The sequence below is a fragment of the Variovorax sp. GW823-FHT04F07 genome (genome assembly GCF_058795995.1).
In genome coordinates, this window is sequence record NZ_JBXAIG010000005.1 from 400,232 (window position 1) to 416,077 (window position 15,846).

General features: G+C 69.2%; 15 protein-coding genes. 8 read left to right on the forward strand and 7 right to left on the reverse strand.

Translation table 11 applies throughout. The features are described 5' to 3' along the window. The first annotated feature begins 20 nt into the window (after positions 1-20). Complete coding sequence (gene phnX / locus AC1RAA_RS23700) at positions 21-854, forward strand: phosphonoacetaldehyde hydrolase (RefSeq protein ID WP_492732168.1); 834 nt, start codon at positions 21-23, stop codon at positions 852-854. Positions 855-935: 81 nt separating this feature from the next. Next, entirely contained in the window at positions 936-1,085 is a 150-nt protein-coding gene (locus AC1RAA_RS23705; RefSeq protein WP_492732166.1) for a hypothetical protein, read from the forward strand. A gap of 40 nt (positions 1,086-1,125) precedes the next feature. Here AC1RAA_RS23705 and AC1RAA_RS23710 read toward each other — a convergent pair whose 3' ends face one another. Then, positions 1,126-1,578, reverse strand: coding sequence for a GNAT family N-acetyltransferase (locus tag AC1RAA_RS23710; protein ID WP_492732164.1), 453 nt, complete (start codon positions 1,576-1,578; stop codon positions 1,126-1,128). A gap of 95 nt (positions 1,579-1,673) precedes the next feature. On the opposite strand from AC1RAA_RS23710, the gene AC1RAA_RS23715 reads away from it, so the two are divergent. After that, a complete protein-coding gene (locus AC1RAA_RS23715) occupies positions 1,674-2,939 on the forward strand; it encodes an MFS transporter (protein ID WP_492732162.1) in 1,266 nt (421 codons plus the stop codon). A 354-nt stretch (positions 2,940-3,293) separates the two neighbouring features. On the opposite strand, the gene AC1RAA_RS23720 is transcribed toward AC1RAA_RS23715, so the two are convergent. Continuing rightward, positions 3,294-3,683, reverse strand: coding sequence for an energy transducer TonB (locus AC1RAA_RS23720; protein ID WP_492732159.1), 390 nt, complete (start codon positions 3,681-3,683; stop codon positions 3,294-3,296). Between the two features lie 224 nt (positions 3,684-3,907). On the opposite strand from AC1RAA_RS23720, the gene AC1RAA_RS23725 reads away from it, so the two are divergent. Both AC1RAA_RS23725 and AC1RAA_RS23730 read left to right on the forward strand, forming a co-directional pair. After that, positions 3,908-4,330 (forward strand): tripartite tricarboxylate transporter TctB family protein, encoded by a 423-nt coding sequence (locus AC1RAA_RS23725; protein ID WP_354345540.1) that lies wholly within the window; start codon positions 3,908-3,910, stop codon positions 4,328-4,330. 10 nt (positions 4,331-4,340) lie between these two features. Then, positions 4,341-5,864, forward strand: coding sequence for a tripartite tricarboxylate transporter permease (locus tag AC1RAA_RS23730; RefSeq protein ID WP_492732157.1), 1,524 nt, complete (start codon positions 4,341-4,343; stop codon positions 5,862-5,864). A gap of 51 nt (positions 5,865-5,915) precedes the next feature. Here the strand turns inward: AC1RAA_RS23730 and AC1RAA_RS23735 are convergent, their stop codons facing one another. Beyond that, the gene (locus tag AC1RAA_RS23735) at positions 5,916-7,334 is read right to left on the reverse strand and encodes an aminotransferase-like domain-containing protein (protein ID WP_492732155.1); all 1,419 of its coding nucleotides are present in this window, start codon (positions 7,332-7,334) and stop codon (positions 5,916-5,918) included. A gap of 99 nt (positions 7,335-7,433) precedes the next feature. Here AC1RAA_RS23735 and AC1RAA_RS23740 point away from each other — a divergent pair, with 99 nt between their 5' ends. Genes AC1RAA_RS23740 through AC1RAA_RS23750 form a run of 3 tightly spaced genes read left to right on the forward strand, consistent with a single transcriptional unit; the run spans position 7,434 to position 9,653 of the window. Then, positions 7,434-7,622: a DUF2970 domain-containing protein gene (locus AC1RAA_RS23740; protein WP_056573062.1), complete on the forward strand. Its 189-nt coding sequence runs from the start codon at positions 7,434-7,436 to the stop codon at positions 7,620-7,622. Further along, on the forward strand, positions 7,622-8,347 hold the full coding sequence (locus tag AC1RAA_RS23745) for a c-type cytochrome (RefSeq protein ID WP_492732153.1): 726 nt from the start codon (positions 7,622-7,624) through the stop codon (positions 8,345-8,347). Before AC1RAA_RS23740 ends, AC1RAA_RS23745 begins: the two co-directional genes overlap by 1 nt. A 7-nt stretch (positions 8,348-8,354) precedes the next feature. Beyond that, positions 8,355-9,653 carry a c-type cytochrome gene (locus AC1RAA_RS23750; RefSeq protein WP_492732151.1) on the forward strand — a complete coding sequence of 433 codons (1,299 nt, stop codon included), beginning with the start codon at positions 8,355-8,357 and terminating at the stop codon, positions 9,651-9,653. A gap of 21 nt (positions 9,654-9,674) precedes the next feature. Here the strand turns inward: AC1RAA_RS23750 and AC1RAA_RS23755 are convergent, their stop codons facing one another. From AC1RAA_RS23755 to AC1RAA_RS23770, 4 genes are all read right to left on the reverse strand, one after another. Next, entirely contained in the window at positions 9,675-11,111 is a 1,437-nt protein-coding gene (locus tag AC1RAA_RS23755) for an 8-oxoguanine deaminase (RefSeq protein WP_492732150.1), read from the reverse strand. Continuing rightward, a complete protein-coding gene (locus AC1RAA_RS23760) occupies positions 11,108-12,523 on the reverse strand; it encodes a nucleobase:cation symporter-2 family protein (RefSeq protein ID WP_492732148.1) in 1,416 nt (471 codons plus the stop codon). The genes AC1RAA_RS23755 and AC1RAA_RS23760 overlap by 4 nt, the downstream gene beginning before the upstream one ends. A 118-nt stretch (positions 12,524-12,641) precedes the next feature. After that, the gene (locus tag AC1RAA_RS23765; protein ID WP_492732146.1) at positions 12,642-13,544 is read right to left on the reverse strand and encodes a LysR substrate-binding domain-containing protein; all 903 of its coding nucleotides are present in this window, start codon (positions 13,542-13,544) and stop codon (positions 12,642-12,644) included. A gap of 48 nt (positions 13,545-13,592) precedes the next feature. Beyond that, positions 13,593-15,836, reverse strand: coding sequence for a phosphocholine-specific phospholipase C (locus AC1RAA_RS23770; RefSeq protein WP_492732144.1), 2,244 nt, complete (start codon positions 15,834-15,836; stop codon positions 13,593-13,595). Positions 15,837-15,846 lie beyond the last annotated feature (10 nt).

Genomic DNA, 15,846 nt, shown 5'->3' on the forward strand with positions numbered 1-15,846 from the left:
CTCTGTCTTCTTTCGTTGCCATGAACGCCCACCATCATTCCAAGCTGCAAGCCGTCGTCTTCGATTGGGCCGGCACCATCCTCGACTTCGGTTCCTGCGCGCCGATGGGCGCCTTCGTGAAGCTGTTCGCACAGTTCGGCATCGACATCACCATCGACGAAGCACGCGCTCCGATGGGCATGGCCAAGTGGGACCACATCAAGGCGCTGGGCACGCAGCCGCGCATCGCCGCGCAGTGGGAAGCCAGGCACGGCCATGCCTTCAGCGACGCCGACGTCGACCGCCTGTACGAGGTGTTCACGCCGATGAACGCGGCCAGCGTGCGCGACCACACCGACTTCATTCCGGGCGCCCTCGAGGCCGTCCACGCGGCGCGTGAGCGCGGCCTGAAGATCGGTTCGACCACCGGCTACAACCGGCCGATCATGGACGTCGTCACGCCGCTCGCCGCAGCCGGCGGCTACGAGCCCGACAACCTCGTGTGCGCGGGCGACCTCGCGGCGGGCCGCCCGTCGCCGCTCATGATGTACCGCTGCTTCGCCGACCTCGGCGTGTGGCCGCCGCACGCCGTCGTCAAGGTCGACGACACCGGCGTGGGCCTGCAGGAAGGCCTCAACGCCGGCACCTGGGCCGTCGGCGTGTCGGTCAGCGGCAACGTCAACGGCCTGACGCTGGCCGAATGGCAGGCGCTCGACGCCGACAGCCAGCAGGCCCGCCGCGCCCGTGCCACCGCCGAACTGCAGGCCGCCGGCGCGCACTACGTGATCGACAGCGTGGCCGACCTGCCGAACGTGCTGGAAGACATCGAGCGCCGCCTGCAGGCCGGCGAGCGGCCGGAAGTCCTTTTGCGCTGAAGCAGAAAGCTCGCTTTACCGACGGTGGCTGGCGCTGCCGTCCGACTTGACGCGTCACTTCGCGGGCTTAGCATGCGCCGCATGCGAAGCACAGCCTTTGTTCTTCTGCTCTGTCTCGGCCTGCTGACCGCGGCCTGCGACGGCAAGCGCAAGCCCGGCATTCCGATGCCGAAGGCCTTCTTGTCGTCGAGCGTCGTGGTGGTGACGGCACCTGCGCCGTTCGTGGGTTGAGGCTGCCGGAGCGTCCAGCGCACCGGCCGCGGCGAACGTCTCAGGACGGGATGTACGCCAGCACTTCATCGCCCGCTGCATCGAATTCGCCCGTGGGCTTCCAGCCCAGGTGCCGGTAGAACCCGTGCGAGCGCACCTGCGGGTCGGGCGAACAGCCCAGGAAGAGCCGCTGGAAGCCCAGCCCCTTGAACTCTTCGACCATCCGTGCGAGCAGCGCCTTGCCGATGCCCAAGCCTTCGTACGCAGGCAGCAGGGCCAGCACCGCGATCTCGCCGGTGTCGCGCTCGCCGAAGCAATAGCCCGCCAACTCGCCATCGACGAGCGCAACGTAGCCGGGCAGGGAGCCGTCGGCGATGCCGGCTTGCCAGCTCTCCAGGGTGATGCCGAGCGCCTCGAGTTCGTCGACCGAGAAGGCGTTCTCTCGCGTGCGGCCGCGCAGGTCGAGGCACGCGGGCGTGTCTTCGGGAATGGCTTGTCTGTAGGTGATGGGCATGCTTCGGGTGCTCGAGGGCGCGCGCAGCAGGCGGCGCGGCCTTCCGCGAGAATGCCACACGACATGCGCCGCCCGATGCATGCGTGGAGACAAGAATGAAGACGCAAGAGACACCCATCGTCCACCAGCCCGACTCGCGCTATGCCATGGTGCGCCTGGCGCTCACGCTGCTGGTCATGACGGTCGGCAGCAGCGGCATGTACGTGGTGTCGGTCATGCTGCCCGCCGTGCAGGCCGAGTTCGGCGTGGCGCGCGCCGATGCCTCCATGCCCTATACCCTGTTGATGCTGGGCTTCGGTTTCGGCGGCGTGCTCATGGGCAAGCTGGCCGACCGCATCGGCGTGATGAAGCCGTTGCTGATGGGCTCGGTCTTCCTGGCCGCCGGCTACATCGCCACGGGCCTGTCGCAAGGCATCGTGTCTTTCACCATCGCGCAGGCGCTGCTGGTCGGCCTGCTTGGCAGCTCGGTGGCCTTTGCGCCGCTGGTGGCCGACACCTCGCTGTGGTTCGTCAAGCGGCGCGGCATCGCGGTGGCGGTGTGCGCCAGCGGCAACTACCTCGCGGGCGCCGTGTGGCCGCCCATCGCGCAGCACTTCGTCGAGCAGGTGGGCTGGCGCCAGACCTACATCGGCATGGGCATCTTCTGTGGCGTGACGATGGCGCTGCTGGCGCTGTTCTTCCGCGCACGGCCACCGGCACTGGCCGAGGTGGCGCCGGTGTCGCAGGTGGCGGGCAGCACCCTGGTGCGCGACATGACACGGCCCTTCGGCCTGAGCATGGGCACGGCGCAGGGCCTGCTGTGCGTGGCAGGCGTGGCCTGCTGCGTGGCGATGGCGATGCCGCAGGTGCACATCGTGGCCTACTGCGGCGACCTGGGCTACGGCCCGGCGCAGGGCGCGATGATGCTGTCGCTGATGCTGGGCTTCGGCATCGTGAGCCGGCTGGTGTCGGGCGCCATCTGCGACCGCATCGGCGGGCTGCGAACGCTGATGCTGGGCGGCGTGCTGCAGTGCGTGGCGCTGCTGCTGTTCCTGCCCTTCGACGGGCTGGTGCCGCTGTACGTGATCTCGGCGCTGTTCGGCCTGTTCCAGGGCGGCATCGTGCCCTCGTACGCGATCATCGTGCGCGAGCACTTTCCGCCCAAGGAAGCCGGCGCGCGCGTGGGCACGGTGCTGATGTTCACGCTGTTCGGCATGGCGCTGGGCGGCTGGATGTCGGGCAAGGTGTTCGACCTGACGGGCAGCTACCACGCGGCCTTCCTGAACGGCGTCGGATGGAACCTGGTGAACGTGAGCATCGCGGCGTTCCTGCTGTTCAGGGTGCGCCGGATGCGACGGGGTGGGGTGGCGGTGGCTGCTTGAAGTTGCCCGTCCGGCCCCGGGCGAAGGTCACAACATGCGTTGCTTCGAGCGAAGGAACAGACGGGCCAGCAGTCCGCCAACGACGGCACCACCGGTAGCAAAAGCGTAGAGCTCGCGATCGTCAAGCCATGGGGGCGCCAGGACAAACTTCAGAAGCGTTGCGACGACACAAAACCCGAAAAAGGCGCCGACGCCTCCATACACGCGAGCGTCCATGGAGTCCGTGGTTTTTCGATAGACCTCCGAGTGCCCCAGGGCCTCGTGGATCAACGTAGTGCCGCATCGGATGCAGCGAACGTCTGTCGCTGCGTTGAGATGATTGCAAGTGGGGCATGACATCGTGCTTCGTCCCTCCTAGTTGAACGTCGGCTGCTGCGGCGGCGACGTGATGAAGAACCGGATCGGCACTTCCCGCCACACCACCGTGCCATCGTCCGGCGTCGGCTTGAAGCGCCATGTGCGGACGGTCTCGACGGCCGAGCGGTCCAGCCGTGCATGGCCGCTCGATTCCTTCACCTCGACGCTCGCGGGCAGGCCGGCCGGCGTGGTGCGCACGCGCAGCAGCACCATGCCTTGCTCCCCGTTCATCCGCGATTCGGCCGGGTAGGGCGCGTTCGGGTTGGGGGGCTGCGGCGACCATTCGCCGGGCGCTGGCGGCGGCGGTGCCGCGCAGGCGACGAGCAGCGCGGCGGTGGTGGCGCCCGCCAGGAGCGCGTGTCGGGGAGCGTGGCGTGGTGTCTTCATCGGTGTTCCGCAATCCTTCGAAAGGAGGCCCCGCGCATTGTGACCCGGGCGCGTTCACCGCCTTCGCGCCCGGTACGTAGTTCCCCTCGCGGCTGCGTCAGATTCCGATCAGCTTGCAAAAAGAGCATCGATCCGTCCGGAACTTCCCTCCGGACGGAGACACGCCCGCACCGGTTCTTCCAGTCGCGGGCGCATTCGAATCACAACACTCCGTGAGCGTATGAATGAAAAATAGAAACCTTGTCAGAGGTCTGTTCCTCATGGCGATCGCGCTGGCCTTCGGCCTGACCGCGCTGCGCTACCCCATCGGCGACTTCAGCCGGGCGGGGCCGGGCCTGTTCCCCGTGATGGTGAGCAGCCTGCTGCTGCTGATCGGCGTGGCCACCGTGGTCCGGTCGTTCGTGGTGGCGCCGGTGACGCTGGACCTGAACTTCAAGAACATCGGACTCATCCTTTCGAGCCTGTGCGGGTTCGCGCTGATCTCGATGTACGTGAACATGATCGCGGGCATCGTCTTCATGGTGTTCTGTTCGGCCTTCGCGGGCAGCTCCAATTCGTGGCTGCGCAACGTGAAGATCTCGGCGGGCCTGATCGCCATGGCGCTGGCGCTGCAGAAGCTGCTCGGCCTGAACCTGCCGCTGTTCTGAGGCCACGACCATGACGGAAGTTTTGAACAACCTGGCGTTCGGTTTCTCGCACGCCCTGACACTGCACAACCTGATGTACTGCGCCATCGGCTGCACGGTGGGCACGCTGGTCGGCCTGCTGCCGGGCCTGGGGCCGCTGGCCACCATCAGCCTGCTGCTGCCGCTGACGTATTCGATTCCCACCACCGGCGCGCTGATCATGCTGGCCGGCATCTACTACGGTGCGCAGTACGGCGACAGCGTGAGCGCGATCACGATGAAGATCCCGCACGCCAGCAGCATCGTGGCCTGCATCGACGGCTACGCGATGACGCTCAAGGGCAAGACGGGCCTGGCGCTGTTCACGGCGGGCTTCTCCAGCTTCATCGGCGGCACGGTGGCGATCCTGGTGCTGTCGTTCCTGGCGCCGACGCTGGGCGAGGTGGCCTTCCTGTTCGGCCCGGCGGACTACGTCGCGATGATGCTGGTGGGCTTCGTGTGCGTGAGCTTCGTGACCACGGGCAGCCTGCTGAACGGGCTGGCGATGTGCATGATCGGCGTGCTGCTGGGCACCATCGGCACCGACGTGAACAGCGGCATGGCGCGCTTCACGATGGACATGCCGTTCCTGACCGACGGCGTGGGCATCGTGAGCATCGCGCTGGGCTGCTTCGGCATCGCCGAGATCACCAAGAACCTCGACTCGCGCGAGGAGCGCTCGCCCTTCAACGGCAAGATCAACCTCATCCCGACCTGGGCGGAGTTCAAGCGGATCATTCCCAGCGCGCTGCGCGGCAGCGTGGTCGGCTCCATCCTGGGCATCCTGCCCGGCGGCGGCCCGACCATTGCGCAGTTCGCGGCGTACGCGCTGGACAAGAAGGTCAGCAAGTACAAGCACGAGATCGGCACCGGCTGCATCGAGGGCGTGGCCGGCCAGGCGGCGGCCGACGAGGCGGCGGCGCGCACGAGCTTCATTCCACTCATGAGCATCGGCGTTCCCGAGAACGCGGTCATGGCGCTGATGCTGGCGGCCTTCATCATCAAGGGCATCCAGCCGGGCCCGAACATGATCGCCAGCCACCCCGAGCTGTTCTGGGGCCTGGTGGCCAGCATGTGGATCGGCAACGTGTTCCTGCTGGTGCTGAACGTGCCGCTGGTGCGCTACTGGCTGTCGGTGTTCAAGATCCCGTACAGCGTGCTGTTCCCGTCGATCCTGTTCTTCTGCTGTATCGGCACCTACAGCGTGAACAACAACCTGCAGGACGTGTTCATCACCGCCGCGTTCGGCTTCATGGGCTACATGTTCATGCGGCTGGAGCTCGACGCCGCGCCGCTCATGCTGGGCTTCATCCTCGGGCCGATGCTCGAGGAGAACTTCCGCCGCGCGATGCTGCTCAGCCGCGGCGGCTTCGGCACCTTCGTGTCGCGGCCCATCAGCGGCACGCTGCTGGGGCTGATCGCGGTCTTCGTGGTGTGGCAGCTGGTGGCGTTCGTGCTGCAGGCGCGCAAGAAGAACGGGGCGCCGGCGCCGGTGGCGCTGGAACCGCAGGAGTAAGCGACGCGACAGCGCTGAACAACGCCCGCCCCTTCGGCGGGCGTTGTCGTTTCAGCTCGCTTCGGCCACCAGCCGCCCGAGCGTCTGCAAGGCCTGCTCGCTGTGCGCGTCCCACGCGTGGCCGTAGTTCAGCCTCAGGCAGTTCGAGAACCCACGCGTGGCCGAGAAGATCGGCCCGGGCGCCACGCTGATGCCGCGCTCCAGCGCCAGGCGATGGATCTCCAGCGCATCCACCTGCGATGGCAATTCGACCCACAGGAAGTACCCGCCCAGTGGCCGCGTGGCGCGCGTGCCCGCCGGAAAGTAATGCCCCACGGCCTGCGCGAAGGTGGCCTGCTGCATCGCCAGCGTCTGGCGCAGCTTGCGCAGGTGCTTGTCGAAGCCGCCCTTCTCGAGGTAGTCGGCCAGCGCCAGCTGCGCGGGCACGGAGGTGCTGAGCGTGGTCGTGAGCTTTTGCCGCGCCACCTTGCGTGCGAAGCGCCCGGCCGAGGCCCAGCCGATGCGGTAGCCGGGCGCGAGGCTTTTCGAGAACGACGAGCAGTGCAGCACCAGCCCCTGCGTGTCGAAGGCCTTGGCCGGCGGCGGGCGGCGCTCGCCGAAGTAGAGCTCGGCGTACACGTCGTCTTCGATGAGCGGCAGTTCGTGGCGCGCGAGCAGTTCGACCAGCGCCTTCTTCTTCGCATCGGGCATCAGGCTGCCCAGCGGGTTCTGGAAAGTGGTCATGAGCCAGCAGGCGGTCGGCTTGTGTGCGGCGATGGCCTGCGCCAGCGCGTCGAGGTCGATGCCTTCGCCCGGGTGCGTCGGCACCTCGATGGCGCGCAGGCCCATGCGTTCGAGCGCCTGCAGCGCGGCATAGAAGGTGGGCGACTCGACGATCACCGCGTCGCCTGGCCGCGTCACGGCCGAGAGGCAGAGGTTGAGCGCCTCGAGCGCGCCGTTGGTGACCACGATCTCCTCGGCCGGCACCGGCAGGCCGTCGGCCAGGTAGCGCAGCGCGATCTGCCGGCGCAGGGCCGCGCTGCCGGGCGTGAGGTCGTCCACGGTGCGCCACGGGTCGAGCGACTTGGCGCTGGCCGCCATGAACTGGCCCAGCCGGGCCAGCGGAAACAGCAGCGGGCTCGGAAAGGCCGAGCCGAAGGGCACGACCTGGCGCGACATGCTGGCTTCGAGGATGTCGAACACCTGGTCGCTCACCTCGAGCGCGCGCGGGCCTTCGGCGGGGCGCGAGGTGAGGGTGGTCTCGGGCGGCGCGTCGCGCAGGCCGCCGCCGGCCACGTAGTAGCCCGAGCGGTCGCGCGCGCGCACCAGCCCGCGCGCCTCCAGCAGGTAGTAGGCTTGGAACACGGTGGAGGCGCTCACGCCGCGGCTGCTGCCCGTGTGACGCACGGAGGGCAGGCGGTCGCCGGTCTTGAGGGTGCCGTTGCGGATCGAGGCCTCGATGTCCGAGGCCAGGGCTTCATAACGCTTCATCGGTGGGCCGTTGTCATTCGCGGGGACTCTAATCTGATATGGTGAATCGAGCTGGATCTGCATCTGTTTTTTTTGCCCCGTTTGCGCGACAGTGGACCCATGTTCAATCTGATGCGCGCGGTGCGCGCCGTACTCTGGAGCTTCATCGGGCTGGGCGGCCGCCGGGCCGACGCCGACAAGCGGACCGCCCAGCTGGGCATCCTGCCGCTGATCGGCGTGGGGCTGTGCATGGCCCTGCTGCTGATCGCGGGCCTGCTGGCCCTGGCGCATTTCGCGGCAGGCACGTGATGAAGGCCGTGCTCCACTGGGCCGCGCTGGCCCTGGCGCTGCTGTTGCCGCTTGCCCCGATTGCGGCGCAGGCCGCCACCACCACCGTGCCCGACACCATCGAGCAGCGCGTGGCCGCCTGCATCGCCTGCCACGGGCGCGAGGGCGCCACCACCAACGCCGGTTTCTTCCCGCGCCTGGCGGGCAAGCCGGCGGGCTACCTGTTCAACCAGCTCGTGAGTTTTCGCGACGGGCGCCGCTTCAACAGCGACATGACCTACATGGTCCAGCACCTGTCGGACGACTACCTGCGCGAGATGGCCGACTACTTCGCCAACCTGTCGCTGCCGTACGCGGCGGTCTCGCCGCAGAGCGACGCCTCGCCCGAGCAGCTGCGCCGTGGCCGCCAGCTGGCGCTCGAAGGCGATGCCGCGCGCCAGATCCCGGCCTGCGTGCAGTGTCACGGCGCCGCGCTCACGGGCGTGCAGCCGGCCATTCCGGGCCTGCTGGGCCTGCCGCGGCTGTATGTGTCGTCGCAGCTCGGCGCCTGGCTCACCAAGGAGCGCCACGCGCCCGCGCCCGACTGCATGGCGCAGATCGGCCAGCGCATGACCACCGCCGACATCAACGCCGTGGCCAGCTGGCTGGCCGTGCAACCGATGCCGGCCGACACCCGCCCGGCAGCCTCGCTGCCCGCGCCGCTGCCCGTGACCTGCGGCGGCATGCCCACCGCGGCGAAACCCTGAGAACCCGATGACCGCGCGACTGAGACATTTCGGCTGGGCCCTGTTGGGCCTGGTCACCCTGGCGGCCGTGTTGGCCGGCGTCGTGCTGGCGCTGAACCTGCGCGGCGAAGACCCGCTGCCCGAACGCGCCGAAGCCTTCGAAGTCACGCCGCAGCTGGTCGAGCGCGGGCGCTACCTCGCGCTGGCGGGCAACTGCGCCGGCTGCCACACCACGCGCGGCGGCCAGCCCTACGCGGGCGGCGTGCCGCTCGAAACGCCGTTCGGCACCATCTACGCGACCAACCTCACGCCCGATGCGACGCACGGCATCGGAGGCTGGAGCAGCGCGCATTTCTGGCGCGCCATGCACAACGGCCGCAGCAAGGACGGGCGCCTGCTGTACCCGGCCTTCCCGTACCCGAACTTCACGCAGGTCACGCGCGAAGACTCCGACGCCCTGTACGCCTACCTGCGCAGCGTGGCGCCCGCCACCACGGAAAACAAGGCGCACCGCCTGCGCTTCCCGTACGACACGCAGGCCGCGCTCGCGGTGTGGCGCGCGCTCTCGTTCAAGCCGCAGCCCTTCGTGGCGAACGCGAACAAGCCGGCCGAATGGAACCGCGGCGCCTACCTCGTGGGCGGGCTGGGCCACTGCATCGCCTGCCACGGCAGCCGCAACTCGCTGGGCGCGACCGAAACCAAGCTGGGGCTCTCGGGCGGCCTGATCGCGGTGGAGAACTGGTACGCGCCCTCGCTGGCCGATCCGCACGAAGCGGGTGTGGCCGACTGGCCTGCGGCCGATGTCGTGGCGCTGCTCAAGACCGGCACCGCCCCGCGGGGCTCGGTGATGGGCCCGATGGCCGACGTCGTGTTCCGCAGCACGCAGTACCTGAGCGACGCCGATCTGGGCGCGATGGCGATCTATCTGAAGGACCTGCCCGAGGCCGTGAAGCAGGATGCGCCCGCAGCCCAGAAGGCCCCCGCCACGCCGGTGCGGCGCGACGCCGGCGCCATGGTGCGCGGCGCGAAGATCTACGATCAGCGCTGCGCCTACTGCCACGGCGACCAGGGCCAGGGCGCGGCCGGCGCCTACCCACCGCTCGCCGGCAACCGCGCGGTGACGATGGCGCGGCCCACCAACCTCATCCAGGTGGTCGCGCACGGCGGCTTCCTGCCCGCGACGGCCGGCAACCCGCGCCCCTACGGCATGCCGCCGTTCGGACACGCGCTCGACGCCACCGAGGTGGCCGAGGTGCTCACCTACATCCGCGGCTCGTGGGGCAACAACGCCGCGCCGGTCACGCAGCTGGACACGATGCGGCGCTGACGCGCACGGCGCACCGCTTTTTCAGGCGGTGTGCGGATGCCGCGCGCTGTCGTACAGCGTGCGCGCCAGGTCGCGGTGCGTGGCCAGCAGCGGCGCCAGCTCGAAGCCCGTGAAGCGCCCGTCGCGGATGCGGACCACGCCGTCGATCACGCTCAGCGCGGCCGCCACCGGCGTGCAGAACACCAGTGCCGCGACCGGGTCGTGCCACGCGCCCGCGTGGTCCACGCCGCGCATGTCGAAGGCCACGAGGTCGGCCGACATGCCCGGTGCCAGCGCGCCGATGTCGTCGCGCCCGAGTACGCGGGCGCCACCGCGCGTGGCGATCTCCAGCGCCTCGCGCGCCGTCATGGCGGCGGGGCCGTAGCCCACGCGCTGCAGCAGCATGGCCTGGCGCGCCTCGCCCAGCATGTGCGCGCCGTCGTTCGACGCGCTGCCGTCCACGCCCAGGCCCACGGGCACGCCGGCGCGCCGCATCGCCCCGATGGGCGCGATGCCCGAGGCCAGCCGCATGTTCGAGCACGGGCAGTGCGCCACGCCGGTGCCGGTGCGCCCGAAGAGCGCGATGCCGGCGTCGTCGAGCTTCACGCAGTGCGCGTGCCACACGTCGGGGCCCACCCAGCCCAGGTCTTCGGCGTATTCGGCCGGCGTCATGCCGAACTTCTCGCGCGAGTAGGCGACGTCGTTGTCGTTCTCGGCCAGGTGCGTGTGCAGCGACACGCCGCGTGCGCGCGCCAGCTCGGCCGACAACCGCATCAGGTCGCGCGACACCGAGAACGGCGAGCAGGGCGCCAGCACGATGCGGCGCATCGAATGGCGCGCGGGGTTGTGCCAGCGGTCGATGAGGCGTTCGCTGTCGCGCAGGATCGCCGCTTCGGTCTCCACCACCTCGTCGGGCGGCAGGCCGCCGGCGCTGCGGCCCACGCTCATGCTGCCGCGTGCCGCGTGAAAGCGCATGCCCATGGCGTCGGCGGCCTCGATCGAGTCGTCGAGCCGCGACCCGTTCGGGAACAGGTAGAGGTGGTCGCTGGTGGTGGTGCAGCCCGAGCGCATGAGCTCGGCCATGGCGGTCTGCGTCGACACGCGGATCATCTCGGGCGTGAGCCGCGCCCACAGCAGGTACAGGTTCGTGAGCCAGCCGAAGAGCTCCGCGTCCTGCGCCTCGGGCACGGCACGCGTGAGGCTCTGGTACATGTGGTGGTGCGTGTTGACCAGTCCGGGCATCACGACATGGCCGTGCATGTCGATGGCCTCGGCCTGGCCGCTGCGCAGCGCGTCGAGGTACGGCGCCGGCAGCTCGGCCGTGGCGCCCACCCAGGCGACGGCGGGGCCGTCCATCACCACGGCGCCGTCGGCGATCTCGCGCCGGGCGGCGTCCATGGTGACGAGCACGTCGGCGTGGCGCACGATCAGCAGCGGCGGGCGCTGCGGTGAAGAGGACGAAGGGTTCTGGAAGGTCATTCGGTACCGTGCGAAGTGCGCGCCGCCATCGCGAAGGAGCGTTCCTTCGACAGCACGCCGTTGTAGAAAAGATTGAGCAGCACCGCGGCCAGCGTGCCCAGCACGATGCCGCTGTGCGTCAGCGGATGGGTCCAGGCGGGGAAGTGCTGGAAGAAGTTGGGCGACAGCGTGGGCACCAGGCCCAGCCCGATGGAGATGGCGATCACGTACAGCGCGTGGCGGTTGTGCGCATAGTCGATCGCGCCCAGGATGCGCACGCCCGTGGCGGCCACCATGCCGAACATCACGATGCCCGCGCCGCCGAGCACGAACTGCGGCACCGAGGCCACGATGTGCGCGATCTTCGGAAAGAGCGCCAGCGCGATCAGCATCAGGCCACCGCCCGCCGCCACGTAGCGCGAGCGCACGCCCGTCACCGTGACCAGCCCCACGTTCTGCGAGAACGAGGTGTAGGGAAAGGTGTTGAACACGCCGCCGATGACCGTGCCCAGCCCGTCGGCGCGCAGCCCGCGCGTGAGCGCGTCGGTCGTCACCTTGCGGCCGGTGATCTCGCCCAGCGCGAGGAACATGCCGGTCGATTCGACCAGCGTGATGAGCATCACGATGCACATCGAGGCGATGGCCGTGAGCTCGAAGCGCGGCAGGCCGAAGTGAAAGGGCGTGGTCACGGCCATCCAGCTGGCTTCCTCGAGCCCGTCGAAGTGCATGCGCCCGAGCGCCAGCGACAGGCCCACGCCGAACACGATGCCCAGCAGCACCGCGATGTTGGCGATGAGGCCTTTGCCGAAGCGCGTGATCGCGATGATCACCGCCAGCACCGCCGCGGCAATCGCCAGGTTCACCGGCTCGCCGTAGGCCGGGTTGGCCACCGCGTGCGCCACGCCGTCGACCATGCGGGTCGCGGTGGGCTGGCCGCCCGCGGCCCAGTTGATGGCCACGCCCATGAGCGACACGCCGATCAGCGTGATGACCGTGCCCGTGACGAGCGGCGGAAACACGCCCAGCACGCGGCCCATGAGCGGCGCGACGAGCATGCCGAACACGCCCGCCACGATGGTCGCGCCGTAGATCGCGGGCAGCCCGAGCGAGGGGTCCATGCCGATGGCGATCATCGGCCCGACGGCCGCGAAGGTCACGCCCATCATCACCGGCATGCGGATGCCGAAGCGCCAGAAGCCGATGGCCTGCACCAGCGTGGCGATGCCGGCGGCGAACAGGTCGGCGTTGATGAGGAAGGCGATGTCGGCCTTCGAGAGGCCGAGCGCGCCACCCACGATGAGCGGCACGGCCACCGTGCCGGCATACATCACGAGCACGTGCTGCAGGCTCAATGCGCCGCAGCGGGCAAGCGGAAGCTTCTGGTCGACCCCTTCGCCGTCTCCTGCGGGGGTCTTTTTATCGTTCGAGAACATGGGAACCTTTCCTGCCGATGAACCGGCGCGGCAGTCTAGGAGCGATGTCTTTGCACATGCAAAGTCAATAAATGACGCGCCCTGTGCACAAAAAGTGGACGGTCATTCAGGGTGCATGTCAGGGCGCCAGCAGGTCGTCCAGGCAGGCCACGACATGGTTCGCGAACAGCTCGGCCGCCGCGCTCGGCGCCTGCGCGGCGCGGGTCTCGAGCGTGAGCGTCTGCGCGCGTAGCGTGGTGTCGCGCAGCGGCACGAAGACCAGGGTGCCGTCGTTGCGCTCCTCGTCCACGTCCAGGCGGTTCAGCAGTGTGATGCCGCCGCCGTCGCGCACCAGCCGGCGCATCAGCGCGGTGGAGGTGGTCTCGACCACCGGCGACACGCGGATGGCCGAGCGCTCGAAGGCGGCATCGAGGATCGGGCGGATCGACAGCGAGGGCGCGGGCAGGATCAGCGGATAGCCCACGCACTCCGCCAGCAGCGCGGTCGCATGCGCCGTGAGCGGATGGCCCGGCGGCACCACCGCGCCGATCGGCCACTCGCTGCTGAACAGCGTGCGAAAGCCGGCCGTGCCGGGCACGTCGTAGGCCAGCGCCAGGTCGGCATCGCCTTCGGCCACGCTGCGCAGCACGGCCGCGATGGGCAGGCCCAGCAGCTTCAGCTGGATGCCCGGGTGCGCGGCGCGAAAGCGCTGCACCACGGCCGGCAGGAAGGCGTCGGCCAGGCCGGCCGTGGTGGCCAGCGTGACCTCGCCCTGGCGCAGGCCGCGCACGTCCTCGATGCGCTGGCGCATGAGGTCGAACTCGCGCAGCGTGCCGCGCGCATGCGCCAGCACGATCTCGCCCACGGGCGTGAGCTTGAGCGTGTTGTGGATGCGCTCGAACAGCGGCGCGCCCAGTTCTTCCTCGAGGTTGAGGATCTGGCGGTTGACGGCCGTGGGCACCACGTGCAGCTGCTCGGCCGCCTTGCGGATCGAGCCCGCGCGAACCACTTCGACGAAGTACCGGATGACCTTGGCGTGCATGAATTCCCCCGCGCCGCTGGCGGGCGCGGGGGGATCATGCCTACGTCTTCAGAGGTCGGGCAAGCCCATCGCCGGATCGCTGACCGTGTGCTTGCCGGTTTCCACGCGGCCGGCGAAGCGGCGGTAGAAGGCCGGATCGCTGTCGCAGGTGACGGCGAAGTCGTACCACTGGCCGCTGGCGGCGAGCTCCCAGTGCTGCTCGGCCTGGGCGCCGCCGTTCACCGTCGCGTTCCACGGGCCGTCGTCGCGGTAGGCCTTGGCGCGCACCGTGAACTTGCAAGGGGCCTTGCCGTCGTTGCGCATCTGCAGGTAGACGTTGCCGTTGGCGATGTCGTAGCAGACACGCACCTCGGGCGCGGCCACGCCGCCGGCGCGCAGGCGGTTGAGGTCGCCCTTGAAGTGGCGGTGGTAGCCGTTGGGGCCGAGCACCCAGAGGTCGTAGAAGCCGCTGTTGTCGATCGCAGCGGTCCAGCTGTCGTCGAGTGTCTTGCCGGGCTCGACCATGTAGCGGCGCGGCAGGCGGTCGAGGTTGAGCTTGTCGTACACATGGAACACGGCGGCGGCCTTGCCGGTGTTCGAGAAGATCAGCTTCACAGTGCCGGCGAGGGTGTCGGCCTTGGCGCTCGTGTGCAGCTCGTAGGGCAGGGCGCGCGATGGGCGCGTGCCGGTGGCCTGGCGCGGCAGCTGCGGATCGGTCGGCAGCGGCACCAGCGGCAACGCCTGCTGGTCGTTGCGCACCTTGTCGGCGTCCGTCCTGCTCAGTTTGCCCGCGAGAGTGGGCAGGGCCTCGGTGTTCGGCGTGGCGAAGTTGAAGGCGCTCGTGAGGTCGCCGCACACCGCGCGTCGGAACGGCGAGATGTTGGGCTCCTTCACGCCGAAGCGCGTTTCGAGGAAGCGCAGCACCGAGGTGTGGTCGAAGGCCTGCGAGCTGACCCAGCCGCCGCGGCTCCAGGGCGAGATCACGTACAGCGGCACGCGCGGGCCGGGGCCGAAGACGCGGTTGTCGGGCTTCGGCTGCGAGGTGCTGCCGTCGGGTGCCGGCTGCGTGAAGTACTCGGGCTTCAGGGCGTCGGCGGCGAGCGTGGTCTTGCCGGCCGGCGTCTTGTCGGGGTTGAGCGAAGGCGCCGAGGGCGAGGGCATGTGGTCGAAGTAGCCGTCGTTCTCGTCGAAGTTGACCAGCAGCACGGTCTTGCTCCACACCTCGGGCACGGCGGTGAGCGCATCGAGGATTTCCTGGAGGAACCATGCGCCCTGCACCGGGCTGGACGGGCCCGGATGCTCGCAGTAGGCGGAGGGCGCATTGATCCAGCTGACCTGCGGCAGGCGGCCGGCCTTGATGTCGCGCCGGAACGCGTCCAGGTAGTCCTCGGGCTTGTCGCCGGGCAGCGTGTTGGCGATGCCCTTGTACAGCGGGTTGCCGGGGTTGTCGCTGGCCGCGTCGTAGGCGTGGAAGGGAAGCTTCTGGCCCGTGTCGGAAAACGGCGCCTTGTAGTAGCCGCTGGTCACCGGGTAGGGCGACGCGCGGTTGGCGCGGCGGAACTGGCGGAACGCGCCCAGCATGTTGTCGCCCCATTCGTCGGGCATGTTCTGGTAGCAGATCCAGCTCACGCCGGCATCTTCGAGGCGCTCGGCGTAGGTCTTCCACGTGTAGCCGGTGTCGACCTTGCTGGGGGTGGCGTCCAGCCAGTCCCACTCGTTGCTGACGAAGGCCACGTTCTGCGCGGTCGGGCCGTTGGTGCCGGTGATGTGGAACGAGCGGTTCGCATCGGTGCCGGTGTGCATCGCGCAGTGGTACGCGTCGCACAACGTGAAGGCATCGGCCAGCGCGAACTGGAACGGAATCTCGGCCTGCTTGTGGTAGCCCATGGCCTTGGGCGTCTTGTAGCGCGCCCATTCGTTCATGCGGCCGCCGCCCCAGGCCTGCTGGCTGTCGTCCCAGTCGTGCGGCGTGCCGCCGTCGCGCTGTGCGTTGCCCTTGCGGCTGTCGAAGTGGTATGGCAGCACCACGTTGCCGTTGGCATCGCTTTGCTGCCAGACGTTGAGGCCCTTGGGCAGCGGAATGGGGAAGCGGTCGCCGAAGCCACGCACGCCGGCGAGCGTGCCGAAGTAGTGGTCGAACGAACGGTTCTCCTGCATCAGGATCACGACGTGCTCGACGTCCTTGATCGTGCCGGTCTTGTTGTTGGCCGGAATGGCCAGCGCGCGGCGGATGCTCGGCGGAAAGGCCGAGAGCGCGAGCGCGGCGGCACCGGTGGTGGCGGTGCCGGTGAGGAAGGTGCGGCGGGAGGTCATGGTGTCACCC